Below are 17584 nucleotides of genomic sequence, written 5' to 3'. Positions count from 1 at the left end.
TTTAAAGTTCTTCTTCCTCATCATGAAGCTGTGCCCATGCTTGAGCACATTTCACCGCACGCTTCCAGCCACGATAACGGCGGTTACGTTTTTCTTCATCTTGGTGAGGTTCAAAGCTACGATTAAGTTTAGCTTTGTCTTTGAGTTCATCCAGCCCGTCCCAGAATCCAACAGCCATCCCAGCCAAGTAACCCGCTCCGAGCGCGGTGACTTCGGTGACCTCTGGACGGTGTACTTTCGTATCGAGGACATCCGCCTGGAACTGCATCAAGAAATCATTGGCCACAGCTCCCCCGTCAACACGCAGCGCTGCCAATTTAATGCCAGAGTCCGCTTGCATAGCATCCAACACGTCACGGGTTTGATACGCAATGCCTTCTAAGGTTGCTCGAATAATGTGGTTTGAGTTAACGCCACGTGTTAACCCAACAATGGTTCCACGGGCATACGCATCCCAATAAGGTGCACCTAATCCGGTAAAGGCTGGTACTACATACACGCCATTGGACGTATCCACTTTGGTCGCAAAATACTCAGAATCATGCGCGTCTTCGAGCACTTTGAGCTCATCTCGTAGCCACTGGATAGAGGCGCCACCCATAAAGACTGCCCCCTCCAGCGCGTAAGAAGGTTCGCCCTGTGGTCCACAACCGATCGTTGTCAGCAAACCATGACTAGAGGTGACTTTTTCTTGACCCGTATTCATGAGCAAGAAGCACCCAGTGCCATAAGTGTTTTTCGCTTGTCCGGCTTCAACACACATTTGGCCAAATAATGCTGCCTGTTGGTCGCCCGCAATCCCAGCAATTGGAATACGTGTCCCACCTTTACCGCCAATGTTAGTTTGGCCATAGACTTCAGAGGAGCGGCGTACTTCAGGGAGCATAGAAGCAGGAATGCCGAGCTCATCAAGCATTTTCTGGTCCCAGCACATATCGTTGATATTAAACAACATCGTCCGTGAGGCATTGGTATAATCAGTGACGTGAACACGGCCTTGCGTCATCTTCCACACTAGCCAAGTATCGACGGTACCGAACAGCAGCTTGCCAGCCTCTGCGTCTTCACGTGCCCCTTCTACGTTGTCCAAAATCCACTTTACTTTTGTCCCTGAGAAGTAAGGATCAAGAACCAGCCCCGTATTATCGCGAACATATGACGTCAACCCACGTTCACGTAAATCATCACAAATATCAGCGGTACGACGACATTGCCAAACGATGGCATTATAAACGGGCTTTCCTGTTTCTTTGTTCCAAACCACCGTTGTTTCACGCTGATTGGTGATGCCGATCCCTGCAATTTCATCGCTACGAATACCGGTTTTACCCAGAACTTCGACCAATGTTGAGCTTTGTGTTGCATAGATTTCCATTGGATCGTGCTCGACCCAACCGGCTTGCGGGTAAATCTGAGTGAATTCTCGCTGAGAGACACCCACAATATTGGCGTCATGATCCATGACGACGGCGCGTGAACTGGTGGTACCTTGATCCAAAGCAACGATGTATTTATGCACAGACATAATAGGGTTCCTTCTATCTCTTTTATTTTAGTCGTTGTGGCGTTATTGCGCGCCAATCTTACTTATGCGTTAACTTCACGTGTCTCTGTTTCAGCCAGCTCATCATCGTCGCACTGGTTAGGGATGGTACAACCGTGGCCAGCCTGTGGCAGATAAGGAGCAATGGCTTTCGGATACAACCATCCACCAAAGCATGCACCCAAAATAGGGGCAACAATCGGAACGATGAAGTAAGGAATATCACGCGCGCCAGTCAGTGCGTAATCCCAGCCGGCAAAGAAAGCAAACAATTTAGGGCCAAAATCACGCGCTGGGTTCATCGCAAACCCAGTCAGAGGGCCTAAAGAACCACCGATGACCGCAATCAAAATACCAATAAGTAGTGGGTTCATCGGGCCACGTTCGGCGCCATTGTTCTCATCACCCAACGCCAAAATACCGAACATCAGTACTGCGGTAATGACGAATTCGACCGCCATCGCTCCCATGAAAGAAAGCGCTGAATGCGCATACGTAGAGAAAATACCCGCAGTCGCTAACGCTTCAGGGCTGCTGCGCACGATGTTATTGGCCAGTTCATACTCGACGAATAGGTTGCTATAAAGGCTGTAGACAAGTGCCGCTGAGGCAAATGCACCGAGCATTTGTGAAACGATATAAGGAACAACTTTGCTTTTTTCAAAGCCATGAAAGGCAGCCAGTGCGATGGTGACGGCAGGGTTAATGTGCGCACCCGATACGCCAGCCGTACAATAAATGGCAATGGCCACACCCAAACCCCAGATAATACTGATTTCCCATTGGCCGAAGTCGGCGCCTGTCAGTACCAGGGCGGCGACACAGCCCACACCAAAGAAGATGAGCAAGCCCGTCCCGATAAACTCGGCGACGCACTCTCCTAATAAGGTCGACGCTTTTTTGTTCATGATGATTATCCTTGTCACTGTTAGTAGGGTTACACGTTCAAAACCACACTACCATTTTGCATAATCACAGCATCTCGAAAACAAACTCACAACAAAAATGAGCGTTCGAGCATATAACAGTGAATTGTTGCTGACAATTTTGTTAAGCACATCATCATTTGAGCAAGTTCGCGCACAATTTGAGCAGATCGGAGGAGTGTGTAACGTTAACGCCACGTAAAAACGGTCAACATCTCATCAAAAGAAAAGGAGAGCATTGGCTCTCCTTCTCACTGATTGATTCTTTTCCTCTATCGCCGAACGACTAATGCATCGAGATCGATGCCTTTTTCTTCCGCCAGCGCTTCGAGTACGGGCAATAATGGTCCAAGTTTTTCATTCAAGGTATCACGGACGGTATCCACCATCACTTGCGTTTGGCGCTCGATTTCAATGTTAACTTCATCATCCACCTGCTTCTCGGAAAAAGTCGTCATGCGGCGAGTTTCCGGGATTAACCAAACATCAAACCAGCCCTGTCGTTTGTCGACCTCAGCGATCGTCAAACTGGCACCATTGATGGCAATATACCCTTTCGAGAAAATATAACGCATCCATTCAGGAGACACGGAAAAGCGCAAACGGCAGTTTTCCTCTTGAATCAATATATCTGCCACTGTGACTCGGCAATCAACATGACCCGATAGCGGATGCCCGCCGATTTCCGCACCATCTTTGGCAGCGCGCTCCGCATTCACAGTATTACCGCGTTCAACCATGTTTAATGTGGTGATCGCTAAGCTTTGCAACATCACATCAAAACGTACTAGCGTCTCTTCAAGTCGCTTGGTGACGGTTAAGCACACGCCATCAATCGCGACGCTAGCACCCACCTCGAGGCCTTCACAAAATCCGTCGGGAAAGCGGATATCAAAGGTTCTCAATCCACCATGATCGCGGCAGTCTTCAATGGTTGCTACCGCCTGAATAATTCCGGTAAACATAGCCGTTCCTGTTATCAATTTTGACTCATCATACTGCGAAGCTCGCATATTCACCACCTTAACCATTAATTGATAATCAATATCATTAGCATTGCGGAGATGGGGATTTCGGCGTATAGTGCGCGCTTTTATGCGTCAGTAAAGTATTATGAGCATGCAATCCTCTTTTTTACGCTTTATCATTTTGGCGGCGCTTTCCGTTAGTGCCCATACCGTCAGTGCTAATGCAAGTTCCTCGCCCAGCGACATTGAAACGGTTAAAGTACAAGGCGAACAGTTAAAGCGCCCTATCACCCTAATTTCTCCGGGAAAGTCCACGTTAGAGCTGGATGATATTCAACGCGAACAAGCCCACAACATCGGTGAACTGGTGATGAAAATGCCGGGCGTATCGCTTGATGGTGGCGCGCGTCCGGGTAGCGAACGCATTAATGTCTGGGGATTCTCACACCCTTCCGCGCTCTCGATCCGTGTTGATGGTGCGCCCGTCGGGTTTCAACAATATCGCTATGGTAGCTTTTTTCTCGATCCTCAATTGCTACGTTCAGTGCGTGTGATAAAAGGCGATCATAACGTTCGGGCCAGTGTGGGTGCCTTTGCCGGTAGTTTTGTCATGGAAACAAAAGAAGCCGCTGACTTTCTTGATGCGGATGCGTCAATTGGGGCCATGGCTCAAGCAGGGTTCAACAGTGTGAACCAACAATGGAAACGCAGTGTCACCACCTATGGTGCGTCTGACTCTGGGTGGTCAGTGTTGTTACACGGCTCACGACGTGACGCCGAAGATATTGAGCTGGGTAACGGGGATAATTTTGATTTTTCTGGCTATCGCCAACACAGTTTACTAGGTAAAATTCGTTACCAATCTGGCGCGCACAATATGATGCTCAGCCATACTCGCTATGATGATCAGGGGCGAAAACCATGGGCAAACCGCCGCGGTGCCATGCCCTCAGTGTCAGATTATAAAATCAAGAAATACGGCAGCTACGAGGCCGCACTCTTTGCTGCGTCGGTCGATAATCATTATCGCGAATATACCAGCACCCTGAATTATCACTACCAACCGTTTAATGACTATATCGATACCAGTATGGTCATTGCGCACTCACAGAATCATCGCTATTGGGAGCGTCCGGACAGTACTTATCAGTCTTACATCACATCGGGCCAATATGGTCATCAAGTGTGGTTATCTTATGAGCGTTGGTTTGCCGAGATCACCAACACTAGCCACGTTGGTGATCATGAGATAATGATCGGCGCACAATATCAAGACCAAAACCGAGATTCACACGTTTACAACCACACATATCGGGAAAAACCCGAGAAAAACTACGGCTACTTTACACCGTACTTTGAGCCATCTGGCGAACAGCGGACAAGCAGTGTGTTTGTCCAAGATACATACTTTATGACCCCAGATCTCGAGCTCACCGCCTCACTGCGCTATAACCATATTCGTTCACAAGGTGTGCCCAACACAGCACCCGATTATAACGATCCGTCGGTTGGTCACGATTACAGTGCGGTGACTCATCAAGGTTGGGAGCCGCGTATCGCACTGACCTACGATGTGACTCCGTCAACGCAAATTAAAGCGGCTTACGCCTATGGCTTAAAAGCGCCAACGATCGATGAACTCTATACCGTTCAGTATGCAAGAGCTTCCAAGCGGGCTTCATCCAGTCGTGATCTTTCCATTACTCGCATTCATGCCTATTTATTGGGGCTGTCTGATAAGCGCCAGCATGTGTTAACAGACGGCGATCACCTCGCCACAGAGGTGACGCTATTTTGGAACGATGTCATCGATGACGTTGCCCAGCGCCGTGGGGTAAACGCGACAAAACAAAAACAGGGCTACTACACCAACTTAGACGGTCTTTATACCTACGGCTTTGATGCACAGGTACAATATCGCCTCAACGATTGGTTTTCCGATGCGTCTGTCTCTATGGTGCGTGGTAAACATAAAGGTTCGTTACGCGATAGTACTGGCGACGACGAATATTGGTATGAAAACCCGCCATTAAGTGCAATCGTAGGGGTGGGTCGTCAACTGACTGATACGATTCAAGTCGCTTGGCAAGGTCAATACTGGGATGAGCAAGATCGCGTCCCAGAAGAGCCGTCGTTACATACCGCCAATGTAGCTAGCCAATCCTACTTCTTTCAAAACCTCTATGGTGAATGGAAACCTAGCGATAATTTTGCGTTACGTGCCACTATCGTCAACCTCACTGATCAATATTACACGCCCTACCTGTCTGCGGGTGTACCCGCTGCTGGCCGAGATGTGCGCATTAACGCTACCGTCCATTTCTAACGAATGCCCCGCGATATTGCATGATTCAAGCCGGATAAACGTTCGGCTTTATCATTTTGTGTGGCAACCAGTACCATTACCCCGATAAACTTCATGGTTTATTTTGGTTCGAAATCACGTTATTGATATCACTCATTCACCTCCCCGACTGACTCGGAGGCTATTTAATGACGACCATTGCCGTATTTAGCGCCCAATCTTATGACAAGGCCGCCTTCTCTTATGTGAACACTGCGTTTGATTACGTCTTTGAGTTTCACGATTTCCAATTAACCGAAAAGACCGCCAAGATGGCACAAGGCGCAGCCGCGATTTGTGCTTTTGTTAACGACGATCTCTCTCGCCCCGTGCTAGAAATTCTGGCCGACGCCGGGATTTATCTGGTCGCTTTGCGGTGTGCCGGTTACGATCGTGTCGATCTTGAGGCGGCTAAGTCGCTCGGTATAACCGTCGTGCGCGTCCCAGCCTACTCGCCCGAATCGGTTGCTGAGCACACTGTCGGCATGATGATGTGTCTAAATCGTCGCTTTCATAAAGCCTATCAACGTACCCGTGAGGCGAATTTTGAGCTAGATGGCTTGGTCGGGTTCAACTTTCATGGCAAAACGGCGGGAATTATTGGGACAGGAAAGATTGGGGTCGCCACCATGCGCATTCTCAACGGCCTTGGTATGCGTTTGCTCTGCCACGATCCCTATCAGAATCCACAAGCTCTTGAACTGGGTGCCGAGTACGTGTCAAAAGAAACACTTTATGCACACAGTGATGTGATTTCGCTGCATTGCCCGATGTCGAAAGAGAACTATCATTTACTCAGCAAACATGCCTTCGAGCAAATGAAAGACGGTGTAATGGTGATCAACACTAGCCGTGGCGAGTTACTCGACTCCGTTGCCGCCATTGAGGCACTCAAGCAAGGACGTATTGGCGCATTAGGTTTGGATGTCTATGATAATGAGCGTGATCTCTTCTTCCAGGATAAATCGAATGATGTCATTAAAGACGATGTCTTCCGTCGATTATCCGCGTGTCATAACGTGCTTTTTACTGGGCATCAAGCATTCCTGACTAAAGAAGCACTCAACAATATCACCCAAACGACATTAGAGAACATTCAAACCGTATTGCGTGGTCAGGCCTGCCAGAACCAAATCACAGAAGTCGAAGATCGTAGTGATTGATAAAGACAGTGTCGCGGTCTTCTAAAGAAAACAGGCCTGATGACTCAGGCCTGTTTCATTAGTGAATGACGCACTTTGTATCAGTGTTACATTGCTTCCATGAAAATCTTGGCAATTTCGTCGTGTGTTGCTTGTTTAGGGTTAGTGAAACCACACGCATCTTTTAAGGCATTTTCTGTCAATACGTCAATATCTTCTTGCTTGGCGCCTAATTCATTCAAGCCCGCGGGAATACCCACGTCCGTTGAGAGCGACTGAATGGCTTGGATAGCGGCTTTCGCACCCTCTTCATCCGTCATACTTTCTGTATCAACGCCCATTGCAGTGGCTACATCACGAAGACGACTTGCGCATACCTGCGCGTTGTAGCGCTGGACATGCGGTAGCAATATTGCGTTACACACACCGTGAGGTAAATCATAAAAGCCTCCGAGCTGATGAGCCATGGCATGCACATAGCCCAACGAGGCGTTGTTAAACGCCATGCCCGCCATAAATTGGGCGTAGGCCATTTGCTCACGCGCTTCAATGTTTTGCCCATCGGCAACCGCCGTACGGAGATGATCTTGAATGAGCGTCATCGCTTTTAACGCAACCGCGTCGGTGATAGGGGTCGCCGCGGTCGATACGTAGGCCTCAATCGCGTGGGTTAACGCATCCATGCCAGTGGCTGCCGTCAATGCCGCAGGCTTAGCAAGCATTAACTCCGGATCGTTGACCGAGATAATTGGCGTAGTATGTTTGTCCACGATCGCCATTTTGATATGACGCGCTTCATCTGTAATGATGCAAAAACGGGTCATTTCAGACGCAGTACCTGCGGTTGTGTTGATCGCAATTAATGGCAGTTGCGGTTTAGCGGATTGATCAACACCTTCATAGTCACCAATGTAGCCACCATTCGCCGCCACCAAAGCAATCCCTTTGGCACAATCATGTGGCGAACCACCGCCCAAAGAAATGACACAATCGCACTGGTTCTCTTGTAAATGCGCTAAACCTCGAGCCACATTTTCTGTGGTGGGGTTTGGCTGCGTTCCATCATAGACCACAGAGTCAACCTGTCGGCTATCAAGCAACGCAGCAATTTGTTTTACTACACCAATTTGATTGAGGACTTTATCAGTCACGATTAACGCTTTTTTGAATCCATGAGACTGAATCGCGTCTGCGGCTTCTGAAAGGCAACCTGCGCCCATAAGGTTGACGGCAGGGATAAAGAAAGTGCTCGACATGATCATTAGCTCCTTTTGTAGGGATAATAGAGGCTTACGCATTAGAGACGCTCCCCTTTGATGCCTTTTTGTAACACGTGCTTTGCTCGTCACATTTTGATCCAGCGCAATGAGCTTGCCAGGATGACAAGAAAAAAGACAAAACTGAGAGTTACGTCTGCGACCAAGTGAGTTATGTTTAAAACATCAGCCATCAATCATTTTTTGACACTTTCTTGAAGAACACTGTCTAAAGTGCGATAGATTATCGTGGTCACTCACTCGTGATAGAGAGAAAACAATGGGAATGAAATGTAAACTTACCGCCGTGGCGGTTTTAACAGCCTCACTGGCGTTGACGGGATGTGAATCGATGTCCAATGCCCAAAAAGGGGCGACGATTGGAGCCATAACAGGGGCTATTGCAGGTAAATCCACGTCAAATCATAAGAGTAAACGTGCCTTTATCGGTGCGGCTATTGGTGCCATTGGGGGGGCTGCAGTCGGCAACTATATGGATCAACAGGAGCAAGCTTTTCGCCAAGAGTTGGCAGGCTCCGGCATTCAGGTTGTGCGTGAAGGTGACAACATTCGTTTGATCATGCCATCGAACATCACATTTGGACTTGACCAAGACGCCATTGCCTCAGACTTTTACCCCACCCTCAATGCCGTTTCCAAAGTGATGCGCAAATACGACAAAACCTTTTTAAGTATTGAGGGCCATACCGATAACACCGGTGCGGCCTCATATAACCAAGGCCTGTCTGAGCGACGAGCGATGAGTGTTAAGCGGTATCTGGCTAGCCAGTCTATTGATAGTGCACGCCTCTATACCTCTGGATTTGGCGAGACGCGCCCACTGGTGGCCAATAATAGTGCCTCAAACCGTGCATTGAATCGCCGTGTCGAAATCCAAGTGGTCCCCAATACACAATAACAAGATGAATCGGTGCGCGTGACATCACGCGCACCGATCTATTCACATCGGCTTTACAGGCTATCAAGATCGTCAAGTAAGCCATCGGCGTGAGCGATGATCGCTTGGCGCTGGGTGTCTTCCATTTTATCCCAGTTCCGATATGGCATTGCCATTCTAGGGTTGCGGCCAAAGGTGTCTCGATGACGCTGCATAAAGTGCCAATAGAGGGCATTTAACGGGCAAGCTTGTTCCCCCACTTTTTCTTTCACCGAATAATGGCAATCGCTGCAATAATCACTCATACGATTGATATACGCACCACTGGCGGCGTAAGGTTTAGTTCCTACGAGGCCATTATCAGCAAACTGGGTCATTCCTCGCGTGTTGGGCATCTCAACCCATTCGATCGCATCGATATAAATCGCCAAGTACCAGTCATCGACTGCATCCGGTTCAATACCAGCGAGCAAACAAAAATTACCGGTCACCATCAACCGTTGAATATGATGCGCATACGCTGTTTGCAACGATTGGGTGATCGCTTGAGACATACACCGCATCTTGGTGTCACCGTCCCAAAAGTAACCGGGGAGTTGCCGATCTGCGGCCAAAGCATTTGTCTGCGCATAAGCGGGCATATTTGTCCAATACACGCCGCGTATGTATTCCCGCCAGCCTAATATTTGACGCACAAACCCCTCTATCTGGGCCAAGTTGACAGTTTCGCTCTCGCGGAAGTGCTCAATCGCCGCCGTGATAACCTGCATGGGATGCAGCAGCTTTGCATTCAACGCAAATGATAAACGGCTATGATAGAGGCTCCACTGGTGCTCGCTACGTCCGGTCATTGCGTCTTGAAATTGACCAAATAAGGGAAGGCAGTGACGACAAAAATGCTCCAACAAGGCTTTGGCTTGCGAGCGCGTTATCGGCCAGAGTAGATCCGGCATAGGCTCACCGATCGTGGCAAGCTGATGGCGTTCAATACGCGTTAAGATATCCCTCACATCGTTGGTGAAGATAAGAGGTGCCGGGATGGTGTCTACGTCGCTTTTTTTTAGCTTGTTGCGATTGTCTTGATCGTAATTCCAACGTCCTCCCTCTGGCGAGTCTCCGTCCATCAGTACACCAAACTGGCGCCGCATGTCACGATAGAAATATTCCATCTTACGGTGCTTGTTCGGGGTGAACTGTGAAGAAATTTGCTCATAAGGCAATAAAAAATGTTCCGTATCCACACACCCAACCGTCACCTGACTTGGGATAGACAGTTCAGACAGCTGTTGCCAAAGTCGATATTCATCCGGCCGTTGATACTCAAACGCCGAGATCTGGTGCTGCTCACACAGCGCAACAATGAGCGACGGTAAATCCGGGTAGTCCTGAGTTTCATCCAAGGTCATATAACAAACATGATGACCCGCCTGTTTCAACGCGCTGGAAAATGCCGCCATCGCGGCAAAAAACGCGCTTACTTTCTGGATATGATGCTTGACATACGTTGCTTCCTGCCGGAGTTCCGCAATCAGATACAGCACGTTATCGTCTGTTTGTTTAAACCATGAATGGCTGGCATTGAGCTGATCCCCTAACACCAAACGCAAGGTTGAATAGTGTCTGTTTGCCACTGGCACCTCGTTGTCATCCTAAAAATACTACAAAGCGTTACGCAGCAAACCACATTTTCGATGATTAACCCTGGTGGCTGCTTGAATCTTAGATTAAACCCTCTACATTAGAACCTATATTGATAATCACATGCGGTTGCTATGCGATGAGAGCATTTTTTGTCGGGCTTTTTCTACTCCCAATAGCAATGGTAGTGGCTGATCCAGCACGCGCCATGAATGAGCCGGCAAGTCAATTTGTCCAAGATCTTCGTTTTCATGGTTATATCGACAACTATGGTAATGTGAAACTTCGCTTTGCCCCGATTACCGCCCTCCCCGCTGGGTTTAAAACCAAAGGTTACTTGGACATTGAAGCCAGTGATATCGTTCGCCTCCCGCGTGGGCTGGATGTCGGTGGCTATTTTAATGCGGCGAACACGGCGATTAGACAACTCCCGAGAATGAAAGTTGGCGGTTATATCAACCTCACCAATACCGCGATTAACCGCCTCCCTCCTAACTTGGTCGTGCGAGGTGATTTAAGCCTCGTCAACACGCCACTCACACAATTACCACGCCGTTTATTTGTTGAAGGAAATCTGTACCTGACTAATTCACCCATAGAGAGCATTCCCGACGACATCTATGTCGGTGGCAACCTATATATTCGAGGGACAAATATCCGCGAAATTAGCCCTGACCTTCGTATCGAAGGGCAAATACTTCCCTCACTTAGTCAATGATCTGACAACCATTATTGATCGAATCTCTACTCAATCCGTACGTTATTCTCGAGCCTAATTTTTACCTTACAGTCTAAAATGGTCCGATATGATTACTTTACATCATCTAGAACAATCGCGGTCTCAGCGCATTGTTTGGTTATTGGAGTCACTGGCAATTCCTTATCAACTGGTACGCCATCAACGTGATCCTAAAACCAAACTCGCCCCACAAGCTTTAAAACAAGTACACCGTTTAGGGAAGGCCCCCATTATTGAAGACGGGGATATGGTGATTGCAGAATCTGGCGCCATCATTGAATATCTTTTGGATAGCTACGGAGACGGTACCCTAATGCCAGAGACAGCAAGAGAAAAGGGCCTATATCGCTACTGGATGCACTATGCCGAAGGCTCACTCATGCCACCATTAGTGATGTCTTTGATATTTAGTAAAATCCCAGAATCGCCTATGCCCTTCTTTATCCGCCCGTTAGCACGCAAGTTAATGAAAGGTGTCAGCGATCAGTTTCTGGCTCCACAATTGCGTGACCATTTTGCCATGATCAATCACCATTTGGCCGAACACACATGGTTGTGCGGTGATAACATGACCGCTGCCGATATCCAAATGAGCTTTCCTTTGTTAGCAGCGCGCAAGCAACTTGACGCCCAACATCATGCCCATATTCTTCGCTACCTCGAACAGGTAGAACAGCAGCCCGGCTACCAAAACGCCCTATGTGTGGTCGGCCCATTGAAAACGCTTTAGACTGCTGAACAATCGTACTGGTTATGCAGGCAGGGTAGAGTCTGCTTGCATCACCCAACGCTGATAACCTGGCAGCCCAGTCAGTTGTTGATACCAGCGAGAGACATGAGCGGGCAAGGTCACAACGGCATGGTCATGGAGGCTATGGATCAAGCTACCCACTGCGACATCCGCGAGCGTCATGCGATCAGATGCCAAGTATTTTTGATTGCTCAACACATCATCAAGACGTTCCAGATCATAGCGACACTGATCCAAGGCTTTTTCTCGAGATGAGATAGCGCTTGGATCCTCGGCCAGCGTCGGCGAGAAAAGTGCGAGTTTGATGACAGGCTGAAACGACGATAAACACCAATCCATCCAGCGTTCATAAGAGGAGCGTTGAAACGCACAATCTGGATACCACATTTTGTTGCCGTAACAGGCAACAAGATAGCGCAATATCGTATGCGACTCCCATACGCTGTTGGGACCATCTTCGAGCACGGGTACTTGATGCATCGGACAGCGTTCCGCCATGGCTTGAGCGTCACGATGGTTATGGCGGATATCGACTTCTTCTAGCTTAATGCTTAAATCTAGTTCATCAATCAGCCACATCACTTTCTGAACATTGATGGATAGCGGGTGCCCATATACTTTCATTTTCACTCTCCTTGTCACGCTTTGCAGCATTATCCTTGCTTTGGTGCGCCTTTGAGGCTCGCATAATCCTGAGTGCTTAGCAAGTCATCGGGTATAGACAACAAAAACATCAATACTTCACCTTAAGTGAGCAATAGATCAAAATATTACACTGCTTTTTTCTTTTCTCTCAATGTTTAGTCCTGTCATGAAAACCAGCTCTTTTTCATCGCTATCACCTACGTGAGTCATATTTCTTTCATCAGAATTTTATTTACCCTTTAATTAACGTTAATCTATTGATTGTTAAGACTTATTAACAAAACACTCAACCAAGGAAGGATTATGAAAATTAAAGCACTCGCCAGTGTGATGGCGCTGGCCTTATGTGGTTCCGCCTATGCCGCTCAAGTTCCTGATGACGTCACCCTCGCCGAAAATCAAACCCTGATCTGGGGTGTCGCGGGGGAAGTACCCACGTTAGACCCCACCAAGTCCAGTGATACCGCCAGCAATAAAATCATCTCGGATTTGTTTGAAGGATTGATGGTACGCAATCCAAATGGGGATGTGGTACCTGGCTTAGCGAAAGATTGGGAGATAAGTGAAGATGGACTCACTTACACTTTCCACCTTCGCAAAGCCAAATGGTCTGACGGTGAGCCCATTACCGCAGACGATGTAGTGTATACGCTACAGCGTGTGGTTGACCCGGTTACTGGCGCGCCTTATGCCTGGTACCTAGGGACTGCCAATATCCAAAATGCCAAAGCGATCACCGACGGTGAAAAACCCGCTGAGCAGCTTGGCGTCAAAGCTATCGACGATCACACGGTAGAATTTACCCTTGAGCGCCGCACGCCCTACTTCCCGAATATGCTCACTCACTCGTCTACTTATCCGGTGCCACAGCATGCGCTAGAGGCCTTTGGTGATAGCTGGACGCGCCCGGACAATATGGTCAACTCTGGCGCCTATAATCTCACCAACTGGGTCATTAATGAGCGTATTGACCTCGTGCGTAACCCGCTTTATTGGAACGACAAAGAAACGGTGATCAACAATACTTCGTATGTGGCTTCCAATAATATCAATGCAGAATATAACCGTTATCGCACGGGTGAAATTGACATTACCTCAAGCTTTCCACTTGAGGCCTTTGATCAGATAAAAAAAGAGCGCCCTGATGAGCTGATCACCATGCCTTCTCTGGCCACTTATTATTATTTGTTTAATACAGAGAAAGCGCCTTTTGACGATGTGCGAGTGCGTAAGGCTTTATCTTATGCGATCGATAGAAACATCATTACCGATATTATTCTTGGTCAAGGCCAGCTTCCGGCATATAGCGCCACACCGCCAGCCATTAATCACTTCGAGCCCCCTAAACTTGCATGGGCGGAAATGAACCAGGATGAGCGTTACCAGAAAGCCACAGCCTTGCTGGCAGAAGCCGGTTTTACCCAAGACAATCCACTGGAGTTTGAGCTGGTCTACAACACCATGGAATCCCACAAAAAACTGGCGCTGGCGGTGACATCCATGTGGAAACGCCACCTCCCCGTCAACGTAAGTTTGGCTAACCAAGAGTGGAAAACCTTTCTACAAAAAGTCCTACAAAAAGACTTTGATGTCGCCCGCGACGGTTGGATCGGAGACTACAACGAAGCATCTACCTTCCTCAGCTACTTCAGCAGTGATGGAATGAACAAAACAAGTTGGGGTAATAAGGATTATGACAAAGCGCTTGATCAGGCCCTGACAGTTGTTGACCCTGAAAAGCGCAAAGACTATTACCAAGAGGCAGAGCGTATTTTTGCCCGTGATATGCCGGCAATCCCATTGTATTTCTATACCCGTAGCGTGATTAAAAGTCCGAAAGTGGGCGGGTATAATATTGAGAACCCTAATAAACTGCGCTATACCCGCAACCTATACATTACAAAAAACTGATTGCTCAACGTGCAAACGCCACGCTATACAGCGTGGCGTTTTTTATTCGACCCACAAAAAAACGCCAGCCTTTCGGCTAGCGCTTTTTCTAAATTTGGCTCCCCCAACTGGACTCAACGGGGGCGCCTAGCCCAGTGACATATTCCGCGCAGCGGAACCGTCAGTATGTCGAAGCGCACTTGGCTTCTCTGGGCGTATCCTTGATATAAACAAAAAAACGCTAACCTTTCGGCTAGCGCTTTTTTTAAATTTGGCTCCCCCAACTGGACTCAACGGGGGCGCCCAGCCCAGTGACATATTCCGCGCAGCGGAACTAGTCATGGATGAACCGCATAATTGGCTTAGTGAGGCCTGCACTCTGTATAAACAAAAAAACGCCAGCCTTTCGGCTAGCGCTTTTTCTAAATTTGGCTCTCCCAACTGGACTCAACGGGGGCGCCCAGCCCAGTGACATATTCCGCGCAGCGGAACTAGTCATGGATGAACCGCATAATTGGCTTGGTGAGGCCTGCACTCTGTATAAACAAAAAAACGCTAGCCTTTCGGCTAGCGCTTTTTCTAAATTTGGCTCCCCCAACTGGACTCGAACCAGTGACATACGGATTAACAGTCCGCCGTTCTACCAACTGAACTATGGGGGAATCGTCTTTGCGACAACGAGCGTGATAATAGGCAATCCATTATCTCGCTGCAACCCTTTTTTCTAAAAATCCCGCCGCTGCGCGACTGAATGGCTAAAAAGGCAACAAATCATACAATTAAACGCTTCCCGTTGCACTCTCGTATGAAAAAGTGCAAAGATCATTTGGCGCAGTTTAGCTTTCACTGAAGGTGACACATTGGATAGCAACGAAATACCTCTCCCCTTATTTATTGCTGGCCCCATGCTACGCCGCACCACAAGACATGAAGTCACCTTATGGTCGGTAATGACACACAAACCGGCTAATGCCACGGTTTCTGTGTATCAGGACCATCGCGTACTGGCATCCATGCCGTTGTCTGCTGGGCATTGGTATCGCATTGGCGAGCACGCTTGGATAGTGCTTCATCATCTACGTGCAGTACAGGGATATCCCATGGATACTCCTCTCACCTACGATATACAGATAGATCATCGTGGACTGGCCGAAACGATGCCAGACATACTGTACGCGAACGAGCACGCCCCACACTTTACTATCCCTTCCAACGCTCACTATATTGCCCATGGATCTTGCCGTCATCCGCATCATCGCTGTGACGATGCCTTGGTTACGCTGGACCAACAGTTAGCCGATACCACCGTGGACCAATGGCCTAATATGCTGATTATGAGCGGTGACCAAATTTATGCAGACGATGTCGCCACGCCCATGCTGCAACGTATCCGTGCCTTGATACATATTCTCGGACTGAAAAACGAACATTTTGAAGCCGCACCGATCACCAACTGCCGTGCACTGGACACCCATCCCGATAGTTATATGGGGCGGGATCAATTGCTCCCGAAACAGAGTGCTGAAAAAGGTCGCTGGTGGGAGCGTCTATCCGGCCAGCCATTGCCTATTTTTACTTCAAAAACAGTCAGTAATCATCTAATCAGTTTTGCTGAACATATCGCCATGTACTTGATGGTGTGGTCACCGACACCTTGGACGTTAACCGATACCGCAACGTCCCGCCCTCCCGCAGGGTTAACCCAAGATCAACACACCGTGTATCAGCAACAGACGCATACGTTAGCCGAATTTAGGGCCGGATTAGTACAGGTACAACGTCTGTTTGCTCACTTACCGACATATATGATCTTTGACGACCACGACATCACCGATGATTGGAATATCACTGTTGGGTGGGAGCAAGCAGCCTATTTCAACCCTTTTGCGCGCCGTATTATCGGAAACGGTCTCATGGCTTACTGGTTATGCCAAGGTTGGGGAAACGCCCCTGATAATTTTGATAAGGCCTTTCTTACCGTGGCCAAGCAGAGCGCCTATAAACCCATCCATGTTGATGATGGGCAGATCGACGCACAAACAACGGCACACCAGGCGATGGTTGAGCTATGTCTGCGCTTTGAGCATTGGCATTATACCGTTCCCACGACGCCCCATGTGGTGGTGCTTGATACGCGGACACGACGCTGGCGTTCCGAATCACGTATGAATAAGCCTTCAGGCCTGATGGATTGGGAAGCGCTAATGGACTTCCAGCATGACCTTCTTAGGCATGACAGTGCCATTATTGTCTCTGCCGCCCCCATGTTTGGGGTCAAGTTTATTGAAGTATTACAACGCATTGCGATTTGGTTAGGGATCCCCACCGTCGTCGACGCCGAGAACTGGATGGCCCATCCAGGCAGCGCAAATACGTTGTTAAGTATATTTCGGCATCAACGTACGCCAACAAACTATGTCATTTTATCAGGGGACGTCCATTACTCCTTTGCCTACGATATTCGCACTCGCTTTCGCGCCAATAGCCCGCACTTATGGCAAATTACCGCAAGTGGGTTCAAAAATCGTTTCCCCGAGCCATTGTTGGCTGTTTGTGAGTGGTGCGATCGACTGCTATTTCACCCTTACTCCCCTTTAAATTGGCTGACAAAGCGCAAGCGAATGCACATTGCTCGTCGCGATCCGGATACACCTGGCCCCAAACGCTTAGTCAATGCCAGTGCCGTTGGTCTTGTGCGTCTGCACGATGATGGCTCCCCCAATGCGGTCACTTTGTTAAAAGCCAATGGTGATCGTGTGTGCTTTCCTGATAAATCCTCGTCGCATTCGACGGTGTCACATCCTTCATCATTTGACTCACTATAAACGTGGATAGATAGCCAAA

General features: G+C 48.5%; 13 protein-coding genes and 1 tRNA gene. 7 read left to right on the top strand and 7 right to left on the bottom strand.

The features are described from left to right. Nucleotide 1: 1 nt before the first annotated feature. From glpK to BUQ98_RS14705, 3 genes are all read right to left on the bottom strand, one after another. On the bottom strand, nucleotides 2–1525 hold the full coding sequence (glpK, locus tag BUQ98_RS14715) for a glycerol kinase GlpK (protein ID WP_074214541.1): 1524 nt from the start codon (nucleotides 1523–1525) through the stop codon (nucleotides 2–4). A 62-nt stretch (nucleotides 1526–1587) separates the two neighbouring features. Then, on the bottom strand, nucleotides 1588–2451 hold the full coding sequence (locus BUQ98_RS14710) for an MIP/aquaporin family protein (RefSeq protein ID WP_074214540.1): 864 nt from the start codon (nucleotides 2449–2451) through the stop codon (nucleotides 1588–1590). Nucleotides 2452–2741: 290 nt separating this feature from the next. Further along, entirely contained in the window at nucleotides 2742–3434 is a 693-nt protein-coding gene (locus tag BUQ98_RS14705; protein WP_074214778.1) for a riboflavin synthase subunit alpha, read from the bottom strand. Nucleotides 3435–3588: 154 nt separating this feature from the next. On the opposite strand from BUQ98_RS14705, the gene BUQ98_RS14700 reads away from it, so the two are divergent. Together BUQ98_RS14700 and BUQ98_RS14695 are read left to right on the top strand one after the other, a co-directional pair. Next, nucleotides 3589–5763 carry a TonB-dependent receptor domain-containing protein gene (locus tag BUQ98_RS14700; protein ID WP_074214539.1) on the top strand — a complete coding sequence of 725 codons (2175 nt, stop codon included), beginning with the start codon at nucleotides 3589–3591 and terminating at the stop codon, nucleotides 5761–5763. A 167-nt stretch (nucleotides 5764–5930) separates the two neighbouring features. Beyond that, the gene (locus tag BUQ98_RS14695) at nucleotides 5931–6944 is read left to right on the top strand and encodes a 2-hydroxyacid dehydrogenase (protein WP_074214538.1); all 1014 of its coding nucleotides are present in this window, start codon (nucleotides 5931–5933) and stop codon (nucleotides 6942–6944) included. Between the two features lie 86 nt (nucleotides 6945–7030). Here BUQ98_RS14695 and yiaY read toward each other — a convergent pair whose 3' ends face one another. After that, nucleotides 7031–8179 carry an L-threonine dehydrogenase gene (yiaY, locus tag BUQ98_RS14690; RefSeq protein WP_074214537.1) on the bottom strand — a complete coding sequence of 383 codons (1149 nt, stop codon included), beginning with the start codon at nucleotides 8177–8179 and terminating at the stop codon, nucleotides 7031–7033. Between the two features lie 286 nt (nucleotides 8180–8465). Here yiaY and BUQ98_RS14685 point away from each other — a divergent pair, with 286 nt between their 5' ends. Then, nucleotides 8466–9098, top strand: a complete 633-nt coding sequence (locus BUQ98_RS14685) for a YiaD family glycine zipper/OmpA-like lipoprotein (RefSeq protein WP_074214777.1) — start codon at nucleotides 8466–8468, stop codon at nucleotides 9096–9098. Nucleotides 9099–9151: 53 nt separating this feature from the next. Here BUQ98_RS14685 and BUQ98_RS14680 read toward each other — a convergent pair whose 3' ends face one another. Further along, the gene (locus BUQ98_RS14680; protein WP_074214536.1) at nucleotides 9152–10708 is read right to left on the bottom strand and encodes a cryptochrome/photolyase family protein; all 1557 of its coding nucleotides are present in this window, start codon (nucleotides 10706–10708) and stop codon (nucleotides 9152–9154) included. 194 nt (nucleotides 10709–10902) lie between these two features. Here BUQ98_RS14680 and BUQ98_RS14675 point away from each other — a divergent pair, with 194 nt between their 5' ends. Continuing rightward, nucleotides 10903–11433: a hypothetical protein gene (locus BUQ98_RS14675; protein WP_083605316.1), complete on the top strand. Its 531-nt coding sequence runs from the start codon at nucleotides 10903–10905 to the stop codon at nucleotides 11431–11433. An 88-nt stretch (nucleotides 11434–11521) separates the two neighbouring features. Next, a complete protein-coding gene (locus BUQ98_RS14670) occupies nucleotides 11522–12184 on the top strand; it encodes a glutathione S-transferase (RefSeq protein ID WP_074214534.1) in 663 nt (220 codons plus the stop codon). Between the two features lie 21 nt (nucleotides 12185–12205). Here the strand turns inward: BUQ98_RS14670 and BUQ98_RS14665 are convergent, their stop codons facing one another. After that, nucleotides 12206–12829, bottom strand: coding sequence for a glutathione S-transferase family protein (locus BUQ98_RS14665; RefSeq protein ID WP_074214533.1), 624 nt, complete (start codon nucleotides 12827–12829; stop codon nucleotides 12206–12208). Between the two features lie 324 nt (nucleotides 12830–13153). Here BUQ98_RS14665 and BUQ98_RS14660 point away from each other — a divergent pair, with 324 nt between their 5' ends. Then, entirely contained in the window at nucleotides 13154–14761 is a 1608-nt protein-coding gene (locus BUQ98_RS14660) for a peptide ABC transporter substrate-binding protein (RefSeq protein WP_074214532.1), read from the top strand. A 565-nt stretch (nucleotides 14762–15326) separates the two neighbouring features. Here BUQ98_RS14660 and BUQ98_RS14655 read toward each other — a convergent pair. Beyond that, a tRNA-Asn gene (locus BUQ98_RS14655) sits at nucleotides 15327–15402 on the bottom strand. 243 nt (nucleotides 15403–15645) lie between these two features. On the opposite strand from BUQ98_RS14655, the gene BUQ98_RS14650 reads away from it, so the two are divergent. After that, nucleotides 15646–17565 carry a metallophosphoesterase family protein gene (locus BUQ98_RS14650; protein ID WP_074214776.1) on the top strand — a complete coding sequence of 640 codons (1920 nt, stop codon included), beginning with the start codon at nucleotides 15646–15648 and terminating at the stop codon, nucleotides 17563–17565. Nucleotides 17566–17584: the final 19 nt, after the last annotated feature.

The organism is Salinivibrio sp. ES.052 (assembly GCF_900141775.1).
Taxonomy (GTDB): Bacteria; Pseudomonadota; Gammaproteobacteria; order Enterobacterales; family Vibrionaceae; genus Salinivibrio.
The sequence above is the reverse complement of the archived record's forward strand: the minus strand, read 5'-3'. Positions and strand labels throughout refer to the sequence as shown.